This is a genomic window from Serratia sp. CY40230 (genome assembly GCF_052168835.1).
GTDB classification, from domain to species: domain Bacteria; phylum Pseudomonadota; class Gammaproteobacteria; order Enterobacterales; family Enterobacteriaceae; genus Serratia; species Serratia nematodiphila.
The window spans coordinates 173,412-197,786 of sequence record NZ_JBJNLX010000005.1; the positions used below are offsets into that span (position 1 = coordinate 173,412).

Here is a 24,375-nt window from a genome sequence, read left to right on the forward strand (position 1 = left end):
GGCTAGAGCGCGCCCTCATCCGGCACGCAGGGGCCGATCTTGAACCAGGCTTTGGCGATCCGCCCCTGTTCCACTTCATAGATGGCGATGACATCCATTTTGCCGCGCCCCTGCGGGAAATTGCGCGTCACCACTTCCTGATCGACCACCATATTGCCTACCGCCATGCGTTTTATCCGTTCGCCATACAGACTCGGCTCCTGGAAACGCACCAGATGCCGTTCACGGATCGCCGCCTTGCCGCTGGCCAGCAGCGTGTCTGGATGCTCGTAATACTGGGCGTCGTCCGCCCAGCAGGCCATAAAGGCCTCGATGTCGCGGGCGTTATAGGCGTCAAGCTGTTGTTGAACCACATCCTGCGGGCGTGCCGTTTTATCGTTCATCACATCCTCCTGCCGAAGTTAACCGCCGCATGCGTCGAACCCATCACGTTAACCGCCCAGTGCTGCAGCTTGATGACACGGCGAATTATGAATAAAAACCCAAAAATAACGAATAAATAACCTATCACGCCCGATGAACAATTCAAGCGCCCACGCATAAATTTTCTGCGCCGCGCCAGGGGCGCTGAAAACCGCATGACGCCGCGCGTTAATCTTTGCGACGGTGAGGGAAATTCTGCTAATTTAGCGTGAACAGCCTGACGATAACGAAACGCTATGCAGCAAAAACCGGTGTTGGACGAAGCCAGACAGTTAAAACGACTCAACGCCGCCACGCGGCGCCAATCCCATATGTACAAATGGATCGCGCTGATTGCGGCGCTGGATGCGCTGTTGGTGTTTTGGTATGACCGGGATATGCGCAACGTCACCTTCTCGGGAGCGGTTGCGCTGGTGTGCGGCTATTTGTGGATCCGCGATCGCAACAAGGCCCGGGGTTACCGGCGCGAGTTTGACCGCAAATTCGGCAAGCGCAGCGGCGATTAAGGCTGCATCGCCTCCAACACTTTAGCACTGTCGACGATCTGCACGAACTTCACGATTTTGCCGGCGCGCAGCGTATAAATATGCGCAAAAGAGGCGCTGAAGGATTTGCCGGTGGCCCGGTAGGTGCCGTGATAAAAACCCTGAGCGATCACGTTGTCGCCGGCGTCGTAAAAGTGATCGACGTCGGCGCGGTAACCTTGCCATTCGCTGCCCAGGCGCTGATGCACGTTCTTGATGATGTTCTCCGGGCCGATATAGGTACCGGCGTAAGGGAAACCGGCGGCTTCGGTCCACTCGGCATCGGGGGCCAGCGCCGCCAGCAGATTGCGGCCGTTTTCTTCGGAGCTGCCTTCATAGGTTGCGCGCACTATTTCAAGAGGGGTTGGCATGTCTCTTCTCCCATGGCTGATGAGGATATTCCGGCCATCCCCGCGGACACAGGCTCTCACCAGGCGGAGACGGCGGAATTCGGCTATTCTAGGTTGCTTGTTTCGCTGCAAAAACCGCAGTTATGACAATAGTGGGTTGCACTTTAGTAAACAATAGCCGTTTTACTGTCATCCTCCCGGCATCCGGCACGGCTATGCTGATTGACCGATTTCCCCCAACAGGAGCTGAACGTGTCTTTACCCTCGCTGACGCAAGAGCTGTTACAACCGTTTTCCCCCTACCAGGCGCTGGCACAAACGTTGCTGCCGCTCACCCTCGAGTCGGACGACGGTTCGCATGACGTCGCGCACCTGCACCGGGTCTGGAAGAACTGCCGTCGGATCAGCAAGCTGGAAGGCGGCGACCGGCGCATTCTCTGCGCGGCGGTGCTGCTGCACGACGCCGTCGCGGTGGAAAAGAATTCGCCGCAGCGCCATCTGGCCTCGCGCATGGCGGCGGAGCAAGCCACGCTGACGCTGGCCCGGCTGGAATGGGCGCCGGCGGACATCGCGGCGGTGGCTCACGCCATTGAAGCGCACAGTTTTTCCGCCGGCATCCCGCCACAAACGCTGGAGGCGAAGATCCTGCAGGATGCCGATCGCCTCGACGCTATCGGCCTTATCGGCGTGGCGCGCTGCTTCTATATCGGCGGCCGCATGCGCAGCGCGCTGTATGACGCCGCCGATCCGCGGGCCGAACATCGCCAATACGACGACAAACGTTTCAGCCTGGATCACTTCGAAACCAAGCTGTTCAAACTGCAAGACGGCTTCCAGACCGCCGCCGGGCGGCAGATGGCCGAACAGCGCACCGAACGCATGCGGCGCTTTGTCGACGATCTGCTGGAAGAGGTGTAACCTGGGCTTACGGGGCATTTTCGTTATGCCCATAACATTTTCGGTCATATAACGCCGTTAAACTGAAAGCCAACTTCACCGAACGGGCGGCAAAAATGAAAAAGTTGACGTTGAAAGAGATGACGGAAAGCGAACAGCGGGAAGTGAAAACCGAATTGGACAAGGCGCGTAAAAGCCACGGCCGGCCGCTGACCAACGCCGAACAGCACAAGGTCAAGGATGAAGTGGTGGCGCGCATCATGGCCGCCAGAGCGAAGCTCGCCAAGGCAGAGCGCGCGGAACGCAAGGCCAACCGCTACCGGCCAAGCGGCGACACCTTCAGCTGGTCCGCCACCATCGGTACCCGCCCGCCGCGCTGAATCAGCCAAACAATCCCCGCCGCCGCGGGGATTGTCGTTTATTAGCCAAACTCATCCTCACCGGCGAATCATGAATAACAATGTTATCAATCTGTTGTAAATTGACAGCCTGATGAAGAATATTCATTATCACCCCACTTCCCCTTTTCGCGAGACTGCCATGGCCTACCCACGCAACGCTGATTTTCTGATGACACCTGCGTTGCCCCTTGGCGGTTTGGCAGCGGTTACATCGAAGAAACAGACGCTCATTTGACCGGGGCGCGCTGTCCCGTCAGATGAGCTGACTGGATGGCACGCAACGCCCCGCCTTCAATTTTCTCATCTGGCTTCTCTGTCGGTCACACAGAAGGAATATTTTATGGCCTCATTTTCGGGTATTTGGGTGGCGATGGTTACCCCTTTCAATCACGACGCCGTCGACCTGCCGGCGGTGCAACGCCTGGCGCGGCACCTGCTCGACGCCGGCATCGATGGTCTGGTGGTCTGCGGCTCCACCGGTGAAGCCGCCGCGCTGAGCAAAGAAGAACAGCTGGCGGTGCTCGACGCCGTATTGGAAGTGGCGCCTGCACGCCAGGTGGTGATGGGCCTTTCCGGCAATAACATGGCCGCCACGCTGCAGATGCAGCAGGCCATTCAGCTGCGCGACATCGCCGGCGTGCTGATCCCGGCGCCTTACTACATCCGCCCTTCGCAATGCGGCCTGAACGACTATTTTACCCAGTTGGCCGACGCCTCCACCGTGCCGGTGATCCTGTACAACATTCCGCAGCGCACCGGCATCGCCATGGAGCTGGCCACGCTGCGCCGGCTCGCACGCCATCCGCGCATCACCGCCATCAAGGACTGCGGCGGCAACCCTGACACCACCATGGCGCTGATCGCCGATGGCGAAATCGATGTGATGACCGGGGAAGACAATCTGATCCTCACCACGCTGTGCCTCGGCGGCACCGGCGCCATCTCCGCCGCCGCGCATGTTCACCCGGAACGTTTCGTCCAGCTGGTGCAGCAGGTCGCCGCCGGCGATCTGGCTGCGGCGCGCAGCAACTTCTACGAGCTGCTGCCGATGATCCACCAGATGTTCAGCTTCCCGAATCCGGCGCCGGTCAAGACGGTGCTGGCCCAGCAGGGGCTGATCGCCAACGAGTTGCGTTCGCCGATGCAGGTGGCGCCGCCGGCGCTGCAGCAGCAGATCGCCGCGACGCTGGCGCAGCTGCAGCCCGCCGAGGCGATCGTCGGTTAAATTTGTTAGCTAAGCCGCTGTAATTTTGGTGCTATGGGACTACGATGAGAGGTTAAGCATGCCCGTCATTCGTCATCAACAAGGAGCTTCCGATGAAACTGTTCTATAAAGCCGGCGCCTGTTCGCTGTCCCCGCATATCGTGTTGCGTGAGGCAGGGCTGGATTTTACGGCGGAGAAGGTCGATCTGGCGCAGAAGAAAACCGAGAGCGGCGCCGATTACCTCGCCATCAACCCCAAGGGACAGGTCCCGGCGCTGCTGCTGGATGACGGCAGCCTGCTGACCGAAGGCGTGGCGATCGTGCAATATCTGGCGGACCGTGTGCCGGATCGCAACCTAATCCCGGCGGCGGGCACCCTGTCGCGCTACCACGCGATCGAATGGCTGAACTACATTGCCACCGAGCTGCACAAAGGATTCAGCCCGCTGTTCAACCCGAAAACGCCCGAGGAATACAAAACCATCGCGCGCGCCAGGCTGGAGCAACAGTTCAGCTATCTGGATTCGGTGCTGGCGAAGCAGCACTTCCTGTTGGGAAACCGTTTCAGCGTGGCCGACGCCTATCTGTTCACCGTGTTGCGTTGGGCGTTCGCCCTGCAGTTCGACGTGCGCAAACACGCCCATCTGGCGGCCTGGTTCGATCGCGTTGCGGCGCGCCCGGCGGTGGATGCGGCGCTGAACGCCGAAGGATTGAAGTAAACATTCGGCCCCGGTGGCTATCGCCGGGGCCCGTTGCACTTACAGTTTTACCGCTTTGAACTCGCTGCGCGGTTGCACGATCCGATCCTGTGCCGCCACTACCTGCAGTTCGTACTCGCCCATCGCCTGCGTGGTCAGCATCACCTCATACACGGCGGCGGTCACGTGCTCCAGCGCTTTATCCAGCGCCCCGCCCTTCAGCAGATCCACCAGCAGCAGACCACTGGTCAAATCGCCGACGCCGACCGGTTGACGCGCGCCGAAGTCCACCAGCGGCCGGCTGATGTGCCAGGCCTCCTCCGCCGTCACCAGCAGCATTTCAAAACAGTCGGCGTGATAGCCGGCCCGGGCCAGATGCTTGACCAGCACCAGCCGCGGCCCTTTGGCGATCAGCGCGCGGGCGGCCTGCACCGCATCGGCCACGTTGGCGACGGCCATCTGGCTCAGCATCTCCAACTCCAGCAGGTTCGGCGCCATCATGTCGCTGCACGGCAACGCCTGGCGGCAGTGAAACTCGGCCACGCCCGGCGCCACGATGCAGCCTTTTTCCGGATGTCCCATCACCGGATCGCAGAAATACCAGGCATTCGGGTTCGCCTGCTTAACCTGGCGCACGATCTCCAGAATATGGTCGCCCTGCTCCGGCGAACCGATATAGCCACTCAACACCGCATCACAGCGCTTCAGTTGATCGATATTGGCGATGCCCTGCGCGATCTCGGTCAGGTGATTGGCCGGCATGACGCAGCCGGTCCACTGGCCGTATTGCGTATGGTTGGAGAACTGTACCGTGTTCAGCGGCCAGACGTTGGCGCCCATACGGCGCATCGGAAATTCAGCCGCACTGTTGCCGGCGTGACCAAACACCACGTGCGACTGGATAGAAAGAATGTTTTTCATCGGAACAACTGACCTCGCCATGCCGTGTGCATCAGCCCGCGGCGAAATGATAATGGGTGCACAACGCGAAAACGTCATGCCGGCGCTGTTAAAAACAAGAAATGAGAGGAATTTTTATGCTTTCGACGGCGGCATATTGTAGCGAAAAGTCCGATCCAAAAAAAGCCGAGAACCGCCTTGCGCGGCCTGAGAGACCTGAAAACGCAGAATATCCCCACGGTTGCCGCATTGCATTCCGACGACGATAGGCTTTACTTGCCAATATTGTTTTTTCGCCACGCCATGGAGCATGTCATGAGTTTATTAAAACTACAGCAAGACGTCGCCATCCTGTTCTACGCCACACTGGGCAAAAAGGCTGACGATAGCGCCCTGATCTATTTCGCCAAACAGCTTGAAAAAGGAACTTATAACCAAAGCGAACTTGCCAATCTCTTCATTCTCTCTGCGGATGGCCGGCATCGCTATGATAACCTGAGCACCGCCGATAAGGTGAAGTACCTCTATCACAACGCCAGCGGCATTTCCCCCGGCCCAGACACTGTGGCGCAGTGGGTAAAACAGCTCGATGCCGGCAAATCGCTCGGTCAGTTGACGCAAGAACTCATCACCCAGCTCAGCGATTATGCCGGGTCGGATCAAACAATCCTGACGCAACAGCAACACGTTGAGAACACCATCGCGACCACACTCTATCCCGCTTTTGTGCTGGCAGCAGAACATGCACCGGCGGCAGCGGACATTCAGGGCATCTATTACGTACTCGGCAGCGTGATTAATGCCACAGCGGTAAATTACTGGGGCAGTGTCCTCGCCGCCGGCCACCAAACCGCCGCACAGATAGCGACCTATTTCACCACCGTCAAAACCGATATCAAATCGCTTGGCAATGAAGACTTCGTGAAGAAAATATTTTTTGAAGCGTTCGGCAACCAGGCCGGCGCAGACGAGGTGCAGAAGTACATAGCGGGCTTGAACATCGGCAGTGAAACCCGTGGCGAAGTCATTATGCGTGTGATAACGGATATTCGAGCAGACACCGACACTCAGCATGAAACGGCCAAAAGTCATTTTCTGGCCGCCACCCATGTCTATACGCCTGGCGAGCGCCCCGATTTGCACTATGGCGAAACCGTGATGTCCTTTTACCTGACGGTGGCCGGCGTTTCCGCAGACGCGACCGCACTCGATACCTTTAGCCGTTCGCTCGCCAGCGGGATGTCTTCCGCCGAGCTGTTGAAAATGCTGGCCAACGCCCACCAATTCCAGGGAGCGGACAACTACGAGAAAATCTACGCTTCGCTGTATCACGAAAATCTGAGCCTGGCGCTGTCCCAAGCCTTGTTGCAGAAGGCCGGCAACGATAGATATCAAGCCAGCGCGTTGATTATCGAGTCATTCCGCCAGGGGATTTCCCCAGTCGACGGCGCGCATGAACCTCATCCGGCAGATGTCGCCGCCTATCAACTCAGCATCGCCCAGGCGCTGAATTACAAACCCTTCGCTGAATTATCGCTCTCCACCGACGGCGTATTGAGCGGCGCGGTGAACACCGGCAATCAACATTCGTTAAGCCCGGTGGAGTTGGCCGTTCTGACGCATGTCTTTCTTAATGTGAATGCCTCGGTCGCCGTTGATTTCAGCCAGTCAACCAAATTGCAAGAAGTGACCTTGCAGGGGAATATGCCCACTGACGCCACTGCCCTCAACTCATTAAAAAATAAGGGATTCGCCTTGCGGCTCAATCTGGACGAGAACCCTTACTTCAAAATGACTGACAAGATTGCATTTGGTACTGAACGTGATGCGGTAATGATTTCCGATAAATTCGATCTCGCTAATGCCAAAATGGATCTTCTTTTCGGCGCAGGGGGTGCCAGCCTGCTCTGGAATGGCAATGGCGTAAACCACGGAGCCAACAGGGTCAGCACGGCCTTCACCGCACAGAACGCTTTTGATGCGGATGGCGTCGTTTCCGCCAACCTGATCTTGAAGGATATTTATCTGACCTCGACGGCAAGCGGCGACACTGAAGGCGTAATCAAAACGAATATCAACCAGTTTCAATTCTTCCCTCAGATCGATCTTGCGGGTTATCGCGGCACGGGAAATATTTATCTTGATGGGAAATGGATCGCGACAGAAGGCGCAAACATTTTCGATTATGGGGTAATCAATCAAACAGCCAGTATTTACAACAACAGCGTCCCAACTGTGGCCCATTTACAACAGGCACCCCATGCCCAGAAAAGCGGCGACGGGTATTACTGGACGGGTAGCCAGGGATTAACACTTTCCGGTTTCGCTGATAATGTGCATGTTATCAACCTGCCCGTCTTCAACACGCTGCCTTTTCTCACCATTAACGGCAATGCAGGGGCACAAAGCAAACTTCATCTGGAATTGGCGCCGCTTGCCGCACCACCGAACGATATCTTCGGGCCTTGGGGCGTCAGTATCGGCAACCGCGCCATCGAGCACCTGGACGCCGGGACATTGAGCTTCACCAGCCATTTCCTCGGGCGGCAATTGCCGGAAGAGCTCCGATTATATGCCAACGGTTCGAAATTCGCTTCAGTCTCTCTGGCAGGCGAAAACGCGATTGAAACGATACGCATAGGCGGCATAAGCAAATTGCAGGTGACGGTAAAAGCAGACTTTGGCAATAGCCTAAAAAGTATTGTTATCGAACCGACATTCAATCCCGGCAATGAAGTCATTCCACGCGTCGAAACGGATTTGATAATGGAACAAGGCGGTAGCGGCGGCGGTGAGTTCTATAAGCTACTCACTTCGCTGAAGCATCACAGCGCCTTCGACAGCGTCATTGAGGCATTAGCCGGGGAACAACTCACCATCGCCTATACCAACAGCCAGACGTTAACGCTTAAAGGTAACACCACGCTGAATCCATTGGTCATGACCAATGAGTTTGCGCACGACAGCAAAATCAACTTTGAGCGCAGTACCATCGAGGACATGGTCACCATCAATACCCTCACCCCTACGGATACCCTCACCGTCGGCGATCCGAATCATCCTTGGGTATTCAACGCCAAGTCATCAGGCGAGATCGTCATTTACGGCGAACTGAGCCAAACGGAGCAGGTCAACGCGTTGTTTGACTCGCTGACTGTCAGCCCCGGTGATTCCGCGCAGGACATATTTAACCAGGCTCTGACGAAAATAACGCATGGCAACAGTGACGCCCTGTTGCAAAGCGTCGGTGCGGTCAAATTAGGCAATAATGCTTATATTATTATTGACAATAATAACAATCAAAAACTTGATGCCCAGGACATTATTTTCTCGCTGGGTAATAAAGACGTCTACGATATCACGACCCATCTCCATTATCAGGCACCGATCATCACGCTCGCCGGCAGCACCGCCGCACCCGCAACGGAATTAGCCATGGCCTGATGAACATTGGCGGTCACCTCACGTCGAAGGTGGTGACCGCACTTTCAACAAATACAGAATTTCCTTAGGTTCACTTGCATTGCAATCAAGCCGTTTTGGTCTGTACTTGTCGATGCCTCGCACTTGTTTACAACACACAGGGAAATATCATGAGCCTACTGACCTTGCAACAAGGTGTAGCCCGACTGTTCTATGCCACCTTGGGCAAAAAAGCCGATGATGACGCGTTGACTTATTTCGCTAAAAAGCTGGAAAAAGGCGATTACACGCAAGCGGAATTAGCCAATATGTTTATCCGTTCGCAAGACGGGCACCATCGTTACGATGGCCTGAGCGTCAGCCAAAAAATACAATACATCTATCAGAATACCACGGGCGCACAGCCGGACACCTCGACGCTGAACGCACTCACCGCACAGGTCAACGCGGGAAAATCTCTCGGCAATCTGACGACCGAACTGATCGCCAAGGTCACAAACTACATGGGCAACGATGCCGGGCAGCAAGCTCAACAACAGCATTTGCAGACTGTCGTCAACACCACGCTGTATCCTTCAGAGCTGGTGCAACCGTCACAGCTCTCTGCGGCGGCAGATGTTCAGGGGCTCTATTATCTGCTTGGCAGCATGACCCATTCCGCCGCCGTCCAATACTGGAGCGGCCTGCTGGTAAGTGGCAAGAAAAGCACCGTCGATATCGCCAATGCATTCATCGCCACGAAAGGCTATATCCATTCACTCAGCAACGACGATTTTGTCAGGAAAATATTTTCGACCGGGTTCGGTAAAACTGCCGGCGAGAGTGACCTGCAAAAATACGTAACGGGATTGAACGATCACAGTGAAACCCGCGGTGAGGTCATGGTGCGTATGATGGACGACATCAGAAATGACGCCACCGCCACCACCGCCAAGCAAAACTTCACGGCGGCAACCCATGTCTATGCCCCCGGTGAATTACCACCGCCTGTTTATACTGAAGCGGTGATGGCACTGTACCTGACGGTCGCCGGAACCGCCGCTGACGCCACAGCGCTCGATACCTTTAGCCGTTTATTGGCCAGCGGCACCTCTCACAGCGATCTGCTGAAAATATTGTCAAGCGCCTACCAATTCCGCAACGCCGGCGATTATCAAAAGATTTACTTCAAACTCTATGGTCAGCCACTCGACAGCGCTTCAGCTCAGGCTATCCTGCTGAAGGCCGGCAACGACAATATCAAGGCATCCTCGCTGATCATCGATGCCTTCCGCGAAGGCAAATACCCACTGGATAATCACCCCTACCCGCCGCAGACCAGCTTGCTGCAAGACTTCGATATAAAATTGGGCGGTGCATTGGGCTATCAAAAGGACTTTAACGGAACGTTCACCCTGTCGGATAACGGCAAGCTGGTGGCAAACATCAATGGGCGGGGGGATCATGAGGTCACCACGACCGAAATCGCCCTATTGGGCTTGAGCCAGATAAACCTCAACGCCAACACGCCCACAAACCTGGATGTGACCGTACTCAGGGATGTAAGCACCATCATACTGTCCGGTCTCTATGCCACGAACGCCACGGTGCTCTCTTCCCTGAGCAATAAAGTCGTTTCCCTGCGCCTCAACGACGCCAATATCGCCAATGCGGATGCCGCTTTACCCATTAGCTTCTTAAGCGTCGTGGTTGAAGCAGGCAGCAGCCTGAACGATGCCCATATCAACCTGATGACGAAAAACTTGCTCTGGGACGGCAATGGCGTCAACGGTGGCGCCAACCACATCGGCAGCGATTTTTTGGCAGAGGCTAACACAACGAGCTCGTCCACTATCACGTCGCTCTCGGCTAACTTCATTACCAAATCGGTTTATCTGACCACAAATCAGCTTGGTAAGCTCGAAGGCACTATCGTCAGCAACGTCAACCAATTCAAATATTTTAACTATATCGATCTGACGCACTACAGAGGAACCGGCGATATTTATCTGGACGGGAAATGGGTTGCCAACGAAGGCAGCAAAGTCTTCGACTTCGGCCTTTTCAGCCAAAATGCCGGCATCCATAACGCGGCTTACGCCAACGCATCCCCTCTTACCCAAGCCGAGTTGCCCCTGAGTAACGGCAACGGCTATACCGGCAGCGCCGGCGGGATCATTTCGGCCTATTCCGGCGACCTGACGCTGCTTAACGTCGGCAATGACTCGTTCAAACTGGCCGGGGGTCTGACAAGCAACAGTCATATTCATATACACGATACCCGGCAAAGCGATACCCGCTTTACGTTGGAGTTCACCAAAGACAGCGGCAAGTTCTTCGATCTGGATATGGGCACGTTCAGCTTTACGTCCGACCATAAGCAAACGCTGGAAGTCTATATGAGCAGCAACGTAGAAATGCTACAAAAACGTACCATGATACTAAGCGGCGGGGACAACTCGATCTCCGATCTGCTTCTGACCGGCGCGATGTATGCCGGCGATCAATCACTGGTACTCAACCTCACCGTCGCGGCGGACTTCAGCGATAATCTGCAAACCATCCGCGGAAACGACTATATCGATCGCCGATTTTACTCGGACATGAAGTTGCAGTTAGTGGCGGAGAAAGGCGGCACCGGTGGCGGCAGTTTCTACAACACGTTGAATTCGTTAGCCAACAAAGATGACTTCAGCACCGTCATCAACGAATTGAGCGGGCATCAGCTGACCATTGACGATACCGGTCTAACGGTGTTGAAAGCAGAGGTAAAAGGCAATACCACGGTAGACTCTGCACGCACACTCAGCTTCAGCGACAGTAAAATAGACGATCTGATCACCTTGAACGTCGGCTATCAGAACAGTGTGATCAATGTCGGTGACGCCGGCAGCCAATGGGTCTTCTCCAAGGCCGGCGATAAAACCGCCACGCTGTATGGCAGCGCAACCAGCCCCAACGAACTGCAGGCCGCCTTTAGCGATCTGACGGCGACCGACAATGCCCAGGCGCTGTTCTCGCAGGTTCTGGCTAAGCTGACCAACGGCGCCAGTACCCACCAGTTGGCGGAAGTCGGTGTGCTGAAGTTGGATAAGTCGGTCTATGTCATCGTGGATAAAAATCATAACCAGACGTTTGACGCTGATGATGTGGTGTTCTCGATCGGCAATCAGGATCCCTATCTGGCTGCCGTTTCTCTGCACTACCATGCGCCGGCCGTTACCGTGAACGGTATTGCGGCCGAAAACTCGCTGCCGGAGGCGTTTGCCTAATCGTCACCCGCGCCAGCTAGCCATGGCCGGCCATTTGCGGCCACCCTACGCCGAGGGTGGCCGCACTTTCAACAAATACAGAATTTCCTTAGGTGAACTCGCACTGCAATCAAGCCGTTTTGGTCTGTACTTGTCGATGCCTCGCACTTGTTTACAACTCACAGGGAAATATCATGAGCCTACTGACCTTGCAGCAAGATGTAGCCCGACTGTTCTACGCCACCTTGGGCAAAAAAGCCGATGATGACGCGTTGACTTATTTCGCTAAAAAGCTGGAAAAAGGCGATTACACGCAAGCGGAATTAGCCAATATGTTTATCCGTTCGCAAGACGGGCACCATCGTTACGATGGCCTGAGCGTCAGCCAAAAAATACAATACATCTATCAGAATACCACGGGCGCACAGCCGGACACCTTGACGCTGAACGCGCTCACTGCAGAGTTCAACTGGGGAAAAACTCTCGGCAATCTGACGACCGAACTGATCGCCAAGGTCACAAACTACATGGGCAACGATGCCGGGCAGCAAGCTCAACAACAGCATTTGCAGACTGTCGTCAACACCACGCTGTATCCTTCAGAGCTGGTGCAACCGTCACAGCTCTCTGCGGCGGCAGATGTTCAGGGGCTCTATTATCTGCTCGGCAGCATGACCCATTCCGCCGCCGTCCAATACTGGAGCGGCCTGCTGGTAAGTGGCAAGAAAAGCACCGTCGATATCGCCAATGCATTCATCGCCACGAAAGGCTATATCCATTCACTCAGCAACGACGATTTTGTCAGGAAAATATTTTCGACCGGGTTCGGTAAAACTGCCGGCGAGAGTGGCCTGCAAAAATACGTAACGGGATTGAACGATCACAGTGAAACCCGCGGTGAGGTCATGGTGCGTATGATGGGCGACATCAGAAATGACGCCACCGCCACCACCGCCAAGCAAAACTTCACGGCGGCAACCCATGTCTATGCCCCCGGTGAATTACCACCGCCTGTTTATACTGAAGCGGTGATGGCACTGTACCTGACGGTCGCCGGAACCGCCGCTGACGCCACAGCGCTCGATACCTTTAGCCGTTTATTGGCCAGCGGCACCTCTCACAGCGATCTGCTGAAAATATTGTCAAGCGCCTACCAATTCCGCAACGCCGGCGATTATCAAAAGATTTACCTCAAACTCTATGGCAAGCCACTCGACAGCGCTTCAGCTCAGGCTATCCTGTTGGAAGCAGGCAACGACAATATCAAGGCATCCTCGCTGATCATCGATGCCTTCCGCGAAGGCAAATACCCACTGGATAATCCCCCCTACCCGCCGCAGACCAGCGTGCTAAAAAAATTCGATGTAAAATTGGGTGATGCATTGGGCTATCAAAAGGACTTTAACGGAACGTTCACCCTGTCGGATAACGGCAAGCTGGTGGCAAACATCAATGGGCGGGGGGATCATGAGGTCACCACGACCGAAATCGCCCTATTGGGCTTGAGCCAGATAAACCTCAACGCCAACATTTCCACGAGCGTCGATGTGACCGAACTCAGGGATATAAGCGCCATCATACTGTCCGGTCTCTATGCCACGAACGCCACGGTGCTCTCTTCCCTGAGCAATAAAGTCGTTTCCCTGCGCCTCAACGACGCCAATATCGCCAATGCGGATGCCGCTTTACCCATTAGCTTTTTAAACGTCGTGGTTGAAGCAGGCAGCAGCCTGAACGATGCCCATATCAACCTGATGACGAAAAACTTGCTCTGGGACGGCAATGGCGTCAACGGTGGCGCCAACCACATCGGCAGCGATTTTTTGGCAGAGGCTAACTCAACGAGCTCGTCCACTATCACGTCGCTCTCGGCTAACTTCATTACCAAATCGGTTTATCTGACCACAAATCAGCTTGGTAAGCTCGAAGGCACTATCGTCAGCAACGTCAACCAATTCAGATACTTTGACTATATCGATCTGACGCACTACAGAGGAACCGGCGATATTTATCTGGACGGGAAATGGGTTGCCAACGAAGGCAGCAAAGTCTTCGACTTCGGCCTTTTCAGCCAAAATGCCGGCATCCATAACGCGGCTTATGCCAACGCATCCCCTCTTACCCAAGCCGAGTTGCCCCTGAATAACGGCAGCGGCTATACCGGCCACGCCGGCGGGATCATTTCGGCCTATTCCGGCGACCTGACGCTGCTTAACGTCGGCAATGACTCGTTCAAACTGGCCGGGGGTCTGACAAGCAACAGCCATATTCATATACACGATACCCGGCAAAGCGATACGCACTTTACGCTGGAATTCGTCCCAAACAACGACAAATTTATAGCGTGGAATATGGGCACGTTCAGCTTTACGTCCGACCATAAGCAAACGCTGGAAATCTATATGGAAACCCCCCGCGTGTTGGAACAAACCCGCACTATGACGCTAAGCGGCGGGGACAACTCGATCTCTGAGCTGCTCTTGACCAGCCTCATATATGGCTCCAATCCGTTTGGCGAAACTCCGACTGTGGTGCTCAATCTCACCGTCGCGGCCGATTTCAGCGATAATTTGCAAATCATTAAGGGAAATACCCAACGCGACTCGAACATGAAATTGCAGTTAGTGGCGGAGAAAGGCGGCACCGGCGGGGGCGATTTTTACGACACATTGAACTCACTGGCCAACAAAGATGACTTCAGCACCGTCATCAACGAATTGAGCGGACATCAGCTCGTCATTGGCGATGATGGTCTGACCGTGTTGAGCGCACAGGTAAAAGGCAATACCACGGTGAATCTCACGCGCTCACTCAGCTTCAGCGACAGTAAAATAGACGATCTGGTCACCTTGAACTACGACTATCCGAACAGCGTGATCAGGGTAGGCGATGTCGGCAACCAGTGGCTCTTCGCCAAAACCGGCAATAAAAGTCCTGTACAGTATGGCAAAGCGAGCAGCGCCAGCGAACTCCAGGCGGTCTTCAGCGATCTGACGGCGACCGACAATGCCCAGGCGTTGTTCTCGCAGATTCTGGCGAAGCAGACCAACGGTGCCAGCACCCATCAATTGGCGGAAGTCGGCTTACTGCAACTGGGGAAGTCGGTCTATGTCATCGTAGATAAAAATCATAACCAGATGTTTGACGATAATGATTTTGTTTTCTCGGTCGGCAACCATAATCCCAACGTAGTTGCCGCCACTCTGCACTACCACTCGCCGGCCATTACCGTGAACGGCCTTGCGGCCGAAAACTCGCTGCCGGAGGCGTTTGCCTGATCGTCATCCGCGCCATGCGATAAAAAAAGCCCGGGGGAGCTCCCCCGGGCTTTTCATGTCATATAGACTGACTGACGTTTACTGCCAATCCACCAGGCAGTAATGCTTTTTGCCGCGGCGCAGCAGCGTGTAGCGGCCGAACAGACGGTCTGAATCGCTGAAGCGGTATTCGGCATCGGACTGCTTCTCGCCGTTGATGGTTACCGCGTTGGAGCCGATCATGGTGCGCGCCTGGCCGCGTGACGGTACCAGCTCGGCATTCACCAGCGCCTGCTGCAGATCGGCGTCGCGGTCCAGTTTGATGGTCGGCATGCCGTCCTGCGCCAGCTGGGCGAAGTCCGCTTCGGTCATGTCGTGCAGCGCACCGGAGAACAGACTCTGGGTGATGCGCTTGGCGGCCGCCAGGCCTTCCGCACCGTGCACCATGCCGGTCACTTCTTCCGCCAGCACGTATTGGGCGCGCGGCGCCTTACCGCTGTTCTTGTCTTCTTCTTCCAGCGCGTTGATGTCTTCCAGGCTCATGAAGGTGAAGAACTTCAGGAAGCGGTAGACGTCGGCGTCGGCGGTGTTGATCCAGAACTGGTAGAACTTGTACGGGCTGGTTTTTTCCGGCGCCAGCCAGACCGCGCCGCCCTCGGTTTTACCGAACTTGGTGCCGTCGGCTTTGGTGATCAACGGCACGGTCAGGCCGAACACCTGCTTCTGGTGCTGACGGCGCGTCAGATCGATACCCGAGGTGATGTTGCCCCACTGATCGGAACCGCCGATCTGCAGCTCCACCTGGTGGCGGTTATACAGCTCGGAGAAATCGTAGCCCTGCAGCAGGTTATAAGAGAACTCGGTGAAGGAGATGCCGGAGTCGTCGCGATTCAGACGCTGCTTGACCGCTTCCTTGTTGATCATCTGGTTAACGGAGAAGTGCTTGCCGATGTCACGCAGGAAGGTCAACACGTTCATGCCGCCGAACCAGTCGTAGTTGTTGGCCGCGATAGCGCTGTTGCTGCCGCAGTCGAAATCGAGGAACGGGGAAACCTGTTTGCGGATCTTCTCGACCCACTCGTTCACCGTATCGGTGGTGTTCAGCTTGCGCTCCGCCGCTTTGAAGCTCGGATCGCCGATGAGGCCAGTGGCGCCGCCCACCAGCGCTACCGGTTTGTGGCCGGCCAGCTGGAAGCGCTTCAGGCACAACAGAGGAACCAGATGGCCCAAATGCAAGCTGTCAGCGGTCGGATCGAAACCGCAATACAGTGCAATTGGCCCTTGCGCCAGTCGCTCCGCTAACGCTTCCTCATCCGTAACCTGGGCAACGAGGCCCCGCTCTTGCAGTTGTTTAATCAAGTTGCTGCTTGCCATCAATGACTCCATGTATAAACGAATGCACCTTTGCCGGTACACGGCCTTTCGCCCAGTGGCGAAATAAAAATTCAGGGTAGCGCATAGAATAAAGCGCCGGCGGCGTCAGCACCAGCGCTTAGAGGGGGATTTTACGTCTTCAAGGTGCCAGTCGGTCAATTTTCCAGTCATTCCCGTCCCGCTGATACAGGAAACGGTCATGCAGGCGGTGGGCGCCACCCTGCCAGAACTCGACGGAGTCGAATTTCACGCGGAATCCGCCCCAGAAACTCGGCAACGGCACCTCGCCCTGCTGGAACTTTTGCTTCAACTCGAGGAATTTGCTTTCCAGCACGCCACGCGCGGAAATGCGTGACGACTGCTGCGACACCCAGGCGCCGATTTGGCTGTCCTTCGGCCGGCTATGGAAATACTTCAGCACGTCGAGGGTCGACAGGCGCTCCGCCTGACCGAGGAAAATCACCTGGCGATCGAGCATGTGCCAGGGGAACAGCAGGCTGATATGCGGGTTGTGCGCCAGCTGCTGCGCCTTGCGGCTGCCGAGGTTGGTGTAAAACACCAACCCCTGCTCATCGAAATGCTTCAGCAGCACGATGCGTTGATAAGGCTGGCCGTGTTCGTCGACGGTCGCGACGCACATGGCGGTGGGATCCGCCAGGCGCGCGTCGCAGGCCTGTTTCAACCAACGCTCGAACAGTTCGAGCGGGCTGGCGGTCAGATCGTTGCGGCGCAGGCCGCCCCGGGTGTATTCACGGCGCAGGTCCGCAACATCAAACTCATTCTTTTCAATCATCTGGGTTATCGACCAACTGAAAAAATCCGTCGTTACATTCTGCGCCTGCGGCGTCAGGAACTCAATCGCTCCGACGCCGCCGTCAACCCTCACTCCGTCAACACGCAGTCGCTCATGACTACCTTACCGTTGCGCTCAAGATAGGCGTTACGGTCTTTCGACCAAAAAGTGTATTTGCCGTCGCTGTATTTGGCGCCGGTCAGCGCCAGCACCTGCTTAAGATGCAGCTGCTCGCCATCCATCAGCAGGCTGACTTCACTCGCCTTGCCGTCGAGCGCCACCGTCAGCGGCGTGGTGCCACACTGATAGTGCATCGTCTGGCTGCTCTGCGGCAGGATGTAACTGCAGCCGGACAGCGCCAGCGCGCCGGCGACGAAAATGACTTTTTTCATGCTGTTGCTCCTTAGAAAAATCCTTCACAGGCTATCCTAACAGAGCTAACTGCCCCCCAATGGCAAAACCGGATAAATCCCACCCAGCACCGTTTCACGGCTGGCGCCGGTTACCGAAGGCAGGTTGCCGGCCTGGCCGGACAGCGTACGGAAGGCCAGCCAGGCAAAGGCCAACGCCTCCATGTCGTCACCGCTGACGCCGAAATCGTCGGTCAGCCCAACTTCCGTGCCCGGCAGCAGCGCCGACAAACGCGCCATCAGCAGCGTGTTGCGCGCCCCGCCGCCGCACACCAACAGACGCTCGCACCCGCCGGCCAGCTGCACCTGTTCGCTGATGCTGACGGCGGTCAGTTCCGTGAGCGTGGCCTGAACGTCGACCGGCGCCATCGCCGGCAATCCGGCCAGCTGCCGCTCCAGCCAAGCGATATTGAAATACTCGCGGCCGGTGCTTTTCGGCGCCGGCTGCGCGAAGTACGGATCCGCCAGCATCTGCTGCAACAACGGCAAGCAGACTCGCCCCTGCATCGCCCAGCCGCCGTCCTGATCGTAAGGCTGCGCGCGGTGGCGCCACACCCAGGCGTCCATCAGCATGTTGCCCGGCCCGGTATCGAAACCGCGTACCGCCGTACCGGGCAACAGCAGAGAAAGGTTGGCGATGCCGCCGACGTTTAGCACCATGCGCCGCTCGACGGGATGCCCCAGCAGCGCCTGATGAAACGCCGGCACCAGCGGGGCGCCCTGCCCGCCGTACGCCATGTCGCGCCGGCGGAAATCGCCGACGGTGGTGATATTGGTCAGCGCGGCGATGCGGTTGTTATCGCCGAACTGCATCGAGAAACGCGCGTCGCCTTCCGGCTCGTGCCACACCGTCTGGCCGTGGCAACCGATGGCGGTGACCTGCTCCGCGTCGATGCCGGTTTGCTTCAGCAGGCCGAGCACCGCCTCGCCGAACAGCGTACCCAACTGCGCATCCAGCCGGCCGACGGCGGCCAACGTAGTTTGCTGCCCCTGGCACATCCCCAGGATCTCTTTTTTCAACGCCATCGGCATCGGATGGCTATAGCTGGCCTGCTGCGCCACCATGCGATCGTCGATCGCGGCCAATACCACATCGATTCCGTCCAGACTGGTGCCGGACATGACGCCTATATAGCGGCCTGACTTCATAGCAACATCCTCTAACCCGCGCGGTAAGCAAAATTTGTCCTGACAAATAAACCAGAATTGCCGGATTAACGCCATGAATTATGATGCTTTTTTTACGCACCGTGAGCCAGATGCCTTCTGGCGCCGCTGTGGCACGGGCTATGTGTTAAACCGTGCCATAACAGGCGACGGAATGTCGCCAAGGCTGTCATAAAGGTAAACCGCGGTTTATTATTGGTTGAACAGAGAAAAGTTAAGCTGCATGCAGCGATGAAGCATGGCGGTGTGTCAACTTTCAGCCATACTTTGTCTATCATTTTCACTGAATCTTGCCTGGTGAGCATTGCCAGGCTATGGACTACTACCATCAGGAGTTTTATATGATCAAGCGTCTTCTTGTCGTCGCCGTCGCCGCCGTTACGCTGGCCGGCTGTGCCAATGAATCCATGTCCGGCGATGTCTACTCGTCCTCGCAGGCCAAGCAGGTACAGACCGTCACCTACGGGACGCTGGTTTCCGTGCGTCCGGTTAAAATTCAGGGCGGCGAAGGCTCCAACGCCATGGGGATGATCGGCGGCGCGGTGATTGGCGGGCTGTTGGGCAACACCGTTGGCGGCGGCACCGGTCGTACGCTTGCTACCGCGGCGGGCGCTATTGCCGGCGGCGCGGCAGGTAACAGCATCGGTGAAGTGGCCGGTCGTACCTCCGGCTACGAGCTGGAAATCAAGACCGACCAGAAAGAGAACATCGTGGTGGTACAGAAAGCGGGCGACAGCAAGTTCAGCCCTGGCCAGCGTGTGCGCATGGCGCGCATGGGCGACACCATCACCGTTTCCCCGCTGTAAGTCAGTCGGCGACAAACGGCAAACCGGAGGCAATCGCCTCCGGTTTTATTTCTGATGCTGTGAAACTGTAATCGTAGAAAATAAGAATATTATTATTTGTTCTGCAGTTCGGTGATATTTTGTTCTAACTTGCCAATCAGCCCTACCAACAGATGCACTTCGTCGGCGGTAATGCCGCTTAAAATCTCACTGCGTGTAGACGTGATCACACTGTCCACTTCCCTGATGATCGGATCGGCCGCTTCGGTCAGCTTGATGCGCTTCGCGCGGCGATCGTTGGCACAGGTGTGACGCGTGATCAGCCCCTTCTCCTCCAATTGGTCCAGCGTGCGAACCAGTGACGGTTGCTCGATACCGATCGCCTTGGCCAACTGGATTTGCGACTGCTCCGGCGGCAAACGATTGATATTGTGCAAAGTGACCCAGTGCGTTTGGGTCAGCTCCAACGGCTTGAGCCGATGATCGATGAGCGCGCGCCAAACACGAACTAATCGTGCTAAATCTGAACCTAATGTTGACTCCACTTCCCCCTCCTTATAATTAGCATGCTAACATTACCTCCCAGAGTTTAGACTATTTTGGGTAACTCACATTAAAAACACAAATGTATATAATGTATATTGTGGAAATAGCCACTATTTTCGGCCGTTATCGTTTAATCGTTATGCAAATATTCAACATATTCACCCTTAGGGATTGTTAATGTGAATACATCATGGTTACACACCTCATCCCCCTTACCCGATTTGGTCCTGGGGGCATCGCTTTATTTTCCACCTATATTTAAAGCTTTTTTACTAGGACTGGTCTTATGGCTGCTGATTCATCAACTGCTGAGAGACTGGATGTATTCCGGTGAAATCTGGCATCCCATGTTGATGGACCTGTCCATTTTCGTTCTGACCGTCAGCGGTTCCTTATGGATTTTAGCGAGTTGGTAACCCATGCAGCATAAAACATTAAAATACTTCTCTACGGTGATCGTCTGCGCCATTGCCGTCTGCGCCGGTTGGTGGCTCTGGAATTATTATATGCAATCCCCATGGACCCGTGATGGAAAAGTGCGCGCCGAACTCGTCAATATCACCCCTGAAGTCTCTGGAAGATTAGAGAAAATAAGCGCGAATGACAATCAGTTCGTACCTGCGGGAAGTCTGATTTTTACCCTCGACCCGGTGCCCTACCAGATCGCGCTGGACAATGCCGAGGCCGCGGTGGCAAAAGCGCAATCAGATCTGGCCAAGGCAGACCACGAGGCTGCCCGCCGCCGCGGTTTGCCGCGCAACGTTATTTCCGCTGAAGATTTGGATGAGTCCAATTTAGCCGCTCAGGCAATGAAGGCCGCCTATAAAGCCGCCCTGGCCAACCTGGAACAGGCCAAATGGAATTTGAGCAAAACTAAAATTTACGCGCCGACCGACGGTTATATCACCAATCTGCAGGCGCGGGTCGGGAACTACGCCAACGCCGGCACGCCTTTGGTCGCGCTGGTGGATGTCCATTCGTTTTATGTACTCGGTTATTTCGAAGAAACCAAGCTGAAACATATAAAAGAAGGCAATAAAGCGGACATCGTTTTATATAACGGTAACACGCCGCTGCAGGGGGAAGTAGAGAGTATCGGACGCGCCATTTACGATCAGAGCGTCGACAGCAGCAACGATCTATTAATGGACGTTAAGCCTAATGTGCCTTGGGTGCGTTTGGCCCAGCGCGTGCCGGTGCGGATAAAATTGCTCAACGTGCCCGCCGATTTGACGCTGGTCGCCGGCACCACCTGCACCATTTCGATTCATCAGCGGAACTAAAGTGTGAACCTGCCCTTTCTGGAGTGGAGCCGTACCCCCTGGGGTAAGGCGACCGGCGGCCAATGGCGCTATGCGCTGCGCAACTCGCTGGCGATGTGTCTGGCGCTGTGGGTCGCGTTCGTGCTCGAACTCGACGAACCCTATTGGGCGCTTACCTCCGCCGCGGTGGTGAGCTTCCCCACCATCGGCGGCGTGATCAGCAAAAGCATCGGCCGCATCTTCGGCAGCCTGGTGGGCGCCGCCGCCTCGGTGGCGATCGCCGGCCACTGCCTGAACGATCCCTGGCTGTTTACGCTGTTCATCGCCGCCTGGATCGGGTTGTGCACCTACGTCTCCAACCATTACCAAAACAACGTCTCTTATGCCTTCGCGCTGGCGGGCTATACCGCCGCCATCATCGCCTTCGGCACGGTCAACGTCACCGATACCCAGCAGATCTTCGACATCGCCCAGGCGCGAGTTTGCGAAGTGATCACCGGCATTCTGTGCGGCGGGTTGATGATGATGATCCTGCCCAGCACCTCCGACGGCGAAGCCCTGATGACCTCGCTGCGGCGCATGCAACTGCGCCTGCTGGAGCACGCCGCCATGCTGTGGCAGCCGGAGGTCACCGCGCAGATGCGCACCTCGCACGAAGGGGTCATCGGCCAGATCCTGACCATGAACCTGCTGCGCATTCAGGCATTCTGGAGCCACTACCGGCTGCGGCGGCAAAATAACCTGCTCAACTATCTGCTGCACCAGCAGCTGCGCATTACCAGCGTCATCTCCAGCCTGCGCCGCATGCTGCTGAACTGGCCGGATCGCCCCGTCAATCTGATGCCGGTGCTGACGCAACTGCTGGACGAGCTGCGCGATCCCGCCACCGATAAATATCGCTTGGCGCGCCTGCTCCAGCAGATCGCGCCGCACGATCCCGCGGACTATCGCCATCGCGCCTTCTGGCTGCGGTTGCGCGATTTCTGTTGGCTTTACCTGCGCTGCAGCCGCTGGCTGCGGCGGTTGGAAAGCGCCACGGCGGTCAGCGATCTCCAACCGCCGCGCGCCACTTCGCTGGCGCGCCATACCGACAGCTATGAAGCCGCCTACAATGGCCTGCGCACCTTTTTGTGCATCGTGATCGGCTGCGCCTACTGGATCAACACGCAATGGGACGCCGGCAGCGCGGCGCTGACGCTCACCGCCATCAGCTGCGTGCTCTACTCCTCCACGCCTTCGCCGATCAACAGCGTCAGCACCTTGCTCAAGGCGGTGCTGCTGCTCTCGGTCGCCTGCTTCGTGGTGAAATTCGGTTTGATGATCCAGATTGACGATTTCTGGGTGTTCTGCGCCTTCCTGTTCCCGATCCTGGTGACCATGCAGATGCTCAAGCTGCAGAACCCGCCTTATGCCGCGCTTTGGGGGCAGCTGATCGTCTTTATGGGCTCGTTTCTGACCGTCAGCAATCCGCCGAGCTATGACTACCAGTCCTTTATCAATGACAACATCGCTAAAGTCGTCGGCGTGCTGCTGGCCGGGCTGGCGTTTCAGATCCTGCGCCCCAGCTCGGACAAACGCAAAAGCCGCCGCATTATCCGCGCGCTGCGGCGCGACTTTATCGATCAGTTGAGCAAACGGCCGCAGCAGAGCGAAAGCCAGTTTGAATCGCTGATCTACCATCGCATCAGCCAGCTCAATCAAAGTCAGGATCAGGAGGCGCGCACCTGGTTACTGCGCTGGGGCGTGGTGCTGCTCAACTGCAGCCATATCGTCTGGCAACTGCGCGACTGGCAAACCCGATCAGATCCGCTGTCGGCGGTGCGCAACGTCTGTATCCACTGCCTGCGCGGCATCATGACGGAGAAAGGCGTGCAGCACAGTTCGCTGGACGCCACGCTGCAGGAATTGCTGCGCATGAGCAACGCGCTGGCGCACCACCCGGAACAGGCGGCGCGCGATCTGGCCGGCCTGATTTGGCGGCTCTACTGCTCGCTGCAGCAGTTGCAACAGGCGATGGGCCAGCCCGCCGCCGCACCGGCCGTTAGCGGCGGGTGATCACTTGATCACGCCGCAGGCGAAGCGCGCACCGCCGCCGCCGAGCGGCTGTGGATGATCCGAGTGGTTATCGCCGCCGGCGTGCACCATCAGCGCCTTGCCCTCAATTTCGCTGATTTTTTTCAGCCGCGGCGCCAACACCGGATCGTTCGCCATGCCGTCGGCGGTCACATAGATGGCCGGCAAATCGCCCAGATGCCCGTCGGCATAGGGTCCGAGGTGTTTCCCGGTTTTTTGCGGATCAAAATGCCCGCCAGCCGCCAGCGCCGCCACCGCCTTGCCGTCCTTCATGCCCGGCTCGCAGCTGCCTTTCTCATGCACATGGAAACCGTGCACCCCGGCCGGCAAGGCTTTCAGGCTCGGCGTGAACAGTAAGCCGTAAGGCGTTTCGCTGATGGCCACTTTGCCGATATCCTGACCGATACCCTGCCCGGTCACCAAATTCATCTCAACGTCGACCGTCGCCGCCTGAGCGGCCCCGCAGGCCATCAGGCCAAGCGCCGCATACCAATAACGTTTCATCAATCAGTCTCCTTAATGACTATATCGAGTTATCAGTATAGGAGAGCCAACGCCAGCACTGTTAACCAACGCACAATCTCGCCAATTTGATTCGCGGGCCTAATATTTAGCACCAATAATAATTCTACCGATGTTGGTCCTCTGACCAGCTGTC

At 56.4% G+C, this 24,375-nt stretch carries 21 protein-coding genes; 12 read left to right on the top strand and 9 right to left on the bottom strand.

Features of this window, described 5'->3' with window-relative positions; translation table 11 throughout:
* Positions 1-2: 2 nt before the first annotated feature.
* Positions 3-383: a nuclear transport factor 2 family protein gene (locus ACJ8IJ_RS18165; RefSeq protein WP_015377744.1), complete on the bottom strand. Its 381-nt coding sequence runs from the start codon at positions 381-383 to the stop codon at positions 3-5.
* A 276-nt stretch (positions 384-659) separates the two neighbouring features.
* Here ACJ8IJ_RS18165 and ACJ8IJ_RS18170 point away from each other — a divergent pair, with 276 nt between their 5' ends.
* Positions 660-929 (top strand): hypothetical protein, encoded by a 270-nt coding sequence (locus ACJ8IJ_RS18170; RefSeq protein WP_004938382.1) that lies wholly within the window; start codon positions 660-662, stop codon positions 927-929.
* On the opposite strand, the gene ACJ8IJ_RS18175 is transcribed toward ACJ8IJ_RS18170, so the two are convergent.
* Positions 926-1,318: a nuclear transport factor 2 family protein gene (locus ACJ8IJ_RS18175; protein WP_004938379.1), complete on the bottom strand. Its 393-nt coding sequence runs from the start codon at positions 1,316-1,318 to the stop codon at positions 926-928. The two genes, ACJ8IJ_RS18170 and ACJ8IJ_RS18175, sit on opposite strands and share 4 nt — an antisense overlap.
* A 201-nt stretch (positions 1,319-1,519) precedes the next feature.
* Between ACJ8IJ_RS18175 and ACJ8IJ_RS18180 the strand changes: the two genes are divergently transcribed.
* From ACJ8IJ_RS18180 to gstA, 4 genes are all read left to right on the top strand, one after another.
* Positions 1,520-2,215: an HD domain-containing protein gene (locus ACJ8IJ_RS18180; RefSeq protein WP_197752659.1), complete on the top strand. Its 696-nt coding sequence runs from the start codon at positions 1,520-1,522 to the stop codon at positions 2,213-2,215.
* Between the two features lie 95 nt (positions 2,216-2,310).
* Positions 2,311-2,574: a DUF3811 domain-containing protein gene (locus tag ACJ8IJ_RS18185; RefSeq protein WP_033642935.1), complete on the top strand. Its 264-nt coding sequence runs from the start codon at positions 2,311-2,313 to the stop codon at positions 2,572-2,574.
* A gap of 361 nt (positions 2,575-2,935) precedes the next feature.
* Positions 2,936-3,820, top strand: a complete 885-nt coding sequence (gene dapA / locus ACJ8IJ_RS18190) for a 4-hydroxy-tetrahydrodipicolinate synthase (RefSeq protein ID WP_369324525.1) — start codon at positions 2,936-2,938, stop codon at positions 3,818-3,820.
* Between the two features lie 92 nt (positions 3,821-3,912).
* Positions 3,913-4,518, top strand: a complete 606-nt coding sequence (gstA, locus tag ACJ8IJ_RS18195) for a glutathione transferase GstA (RefSeq protein WP_004938367.1) — start codon at positions 3,913-3,915, stop codon at positions 4,516-4,518.
* A gap of 39 nt (positions 4,519-4,557) precedes the next feature.
* Here gstA and pdxY read toward each other — a convergent pair whose 3' ends face one another.
* Complete coding sequence (gene pdxY / locus ACJ8IJ_RS18200) at positions 4,558-5,418, bottom strand: pyridoxal kinase PdxY (RefSeq protein WP_369324523.1); 861 nt, start codon at positions 5,416-5,418, stop codon at positions 4,558-4,560.
* Positions 5,419-5,712: 294 nt separating this feature from the next.
* Between pdxY and ACJ8IJ_RS18205 the strand changes: the two genes are divergently transcribed.
* From ACJ8IJ_RS18205 to ACJ8IJ_RS18215, 3 genes are all read left to right on the top strand, one after another.
* Positions 5,713-8,841, top strand: coding sequence for a hypothetical protein (locus tag ACJ8IJ_RS18205; protein ID WP_131164262.1), 3,129 nt, complete (start codon positions 5,713-5,715; stop codon positions 8,839-8,841).
* A 149-nt stretch (positions 8,842-8,990) separates the two neighbouring features.
* Positions 8,991-12,071: a DUF4214 domain-containing protein gene (locus tag ACJ8IJ_RS18210; protein WP_286094105.1), complete on the top strand. Its 3,081-nt coding sequence runs from the start codon at positions 8,991-8,993 to the stop codon at positions 12,069-12,071.
* A gap of 173 nt (positions 12,072-12,244) precedes the next feature.
* Positions 12,245-15,328 carry a DUF4214 domain-containing protein gene (locus tag ACJ8IJ_RS18215; protein ID WP_442518433.1) on the top strand — a complete coding sequence of 1,028 codons (3,084 nt, stop codon included), beginning with the start codon at positions 12,245-12,247 and terminating at the stop codon, positions 15,326-15,328.
* Between the two features lie 78 nt (positions 15,329-15,406).
* Here ACJ8IJ_RS18215 and tyrS read toward each other — a convergent pair whose 3' ends face one another.
* The 4 genes from tyrS to anmK form a co-directional block, all read right to left on the bottom strand.
* Entirely contained in the window at positions 15,407-16,681 is a 1,275-nt protein-coding gene (gene tyrS, locus ACJ8IJ_RS18220) for a tyrosine--tRNA ligase (protein ID WP_048323245.1), read from the bottom strand.
* A 139-nt stretch (positions 16,682-16,820) separates the two neighbouring features.
* Positions 16,821-17,474: a pyridoxamine 5'-phosphate oxidase gene (gene pdxH, locus ACJ8IJ_RS18225; protein ID WP_048324978.1), complete on the bottom strand. Its 654-nt coding sequence runs from the start codon at positions 17,472-17,474 to the stop codon at positions 16,821-16,823.
* A gap of 89 nt (positions 17,475-17,563) precedes the next feature.
* On the bottom strand, positions 17,564-17,866 hold the full coding sequence (locus ACJ8IJ_RS18230) for an MliC family protein (protein WP_004931294.1): 303 nt from the start codon (positions 17,864-17,866) through the stop codon (positions 17,564-17,566).
* Positions 17,867-17,911: 45 nt separating this feature from the next.
* Positions 17,912-19,033 (bottom strand): anhydro-N-acetylmuramic acid kinase, encoded by a 1,122-nt coding sequence (gene anmK, locus ACJ8IJ_RS18235; protein WP_442518434.1) that lies wholly within the window; start codon positions 19,031-19,033, stop codon positions 17,912-17,914.
* Positions 19,034-19,392: 359 nt separating this feature from the next.
* On the opposite strand from anmK, the gene ACJ8IJ_RS18240 reads away from it, so the two are divergent.
* Entirely contained in the window at positions 19,393-19,857 is a 465-nt protein-coding gene (locus ACJ8IJ_RS18240; RefSeq protein WP_004931299.1) for a glycine zipper 2TM domain-containing protein, read from the top strand.
* A gap of 92 nt (positions 19,858-19,949) precedes the next feature.
* On the opposite strand, the gene slyA is transcribed toward ACJ8IJ_RS18240, so the two are convergent.
* Positions 19,950-20,381 (bottom strand): transcriptional regulator SlyA, encoded by a 432-nt coding sequence (gene slyA, locus ACJ8IJ_RS18245; RefSeq protein ID WP_004931301.1) that lies wholly within the window; start codon positions 20,379-20,381, stop codon positions 19,950-19,952.
* Positions 20,382-20,561: 180 nt separating this feature from the next.
* Here slyA and ACJ8IJ_RS18250 point away from each other — a divergent pair, with 180 nt between their 5' ends.
* The 3 genes from ACJ8IJ_RS18250 to ACJ8IJ_RS18260 are packed head-to-tail and all read left to right on the top strand — an operon-like array spanning position 20,562 to position 23,699.
* Positions 20,562-20,798: a DUF1656 domain-containing protein gene (locus ACJ8IJ_RS18250; protein WP_004931303.1), complete on the top strand. Its 237-nt coding sequence runs from the start codon at positions 20,562-20,564 to the stop codon at positions 20,796-20,798.
* 3 nt (positions 20,799-20,801) lie between these two features.
* On the top strand, positions 20,802-21,665 hold the full coding sequence (locus tag ACJ8IJ_RS18255) for an efflux RND transporter periplasmic adaptor subunit (RefSeq protein WP_004931305.1): 864 nt from the start codon (positions 20,802-20,804) through the stop codon (positions 21,663-21,665).
* 3 nt (positions 21,666-21,668) lie between these two features.
* On the top strand, positions 21,669-23,699 hold the full coding sequence (locus ACJ8IJ_RS18260) for an FUSC family protein (RefSeq protein WP_076740273.1): 2,031 nt from the start codon (positions 21,669-21,671) through the stop codon (positions 23,697-23,699).
* Here the strand turns inward: ACJ8IJ_RS18260 and sodC are convergent, their stop codons facing one another.
* Positions 23,700-24,221, bottom strand: a complete 522-nt coding sequence (gene sodC / locus ACJ8IJ_RS18265; protein WP_015377733.1) for a superoxide dismutase family protein — start codon at positions 24,219-24,221, stop codon at positions 23,700-23,702.
* Positions 24,222-24,375 lie beyond the last annotated feature (154 nt).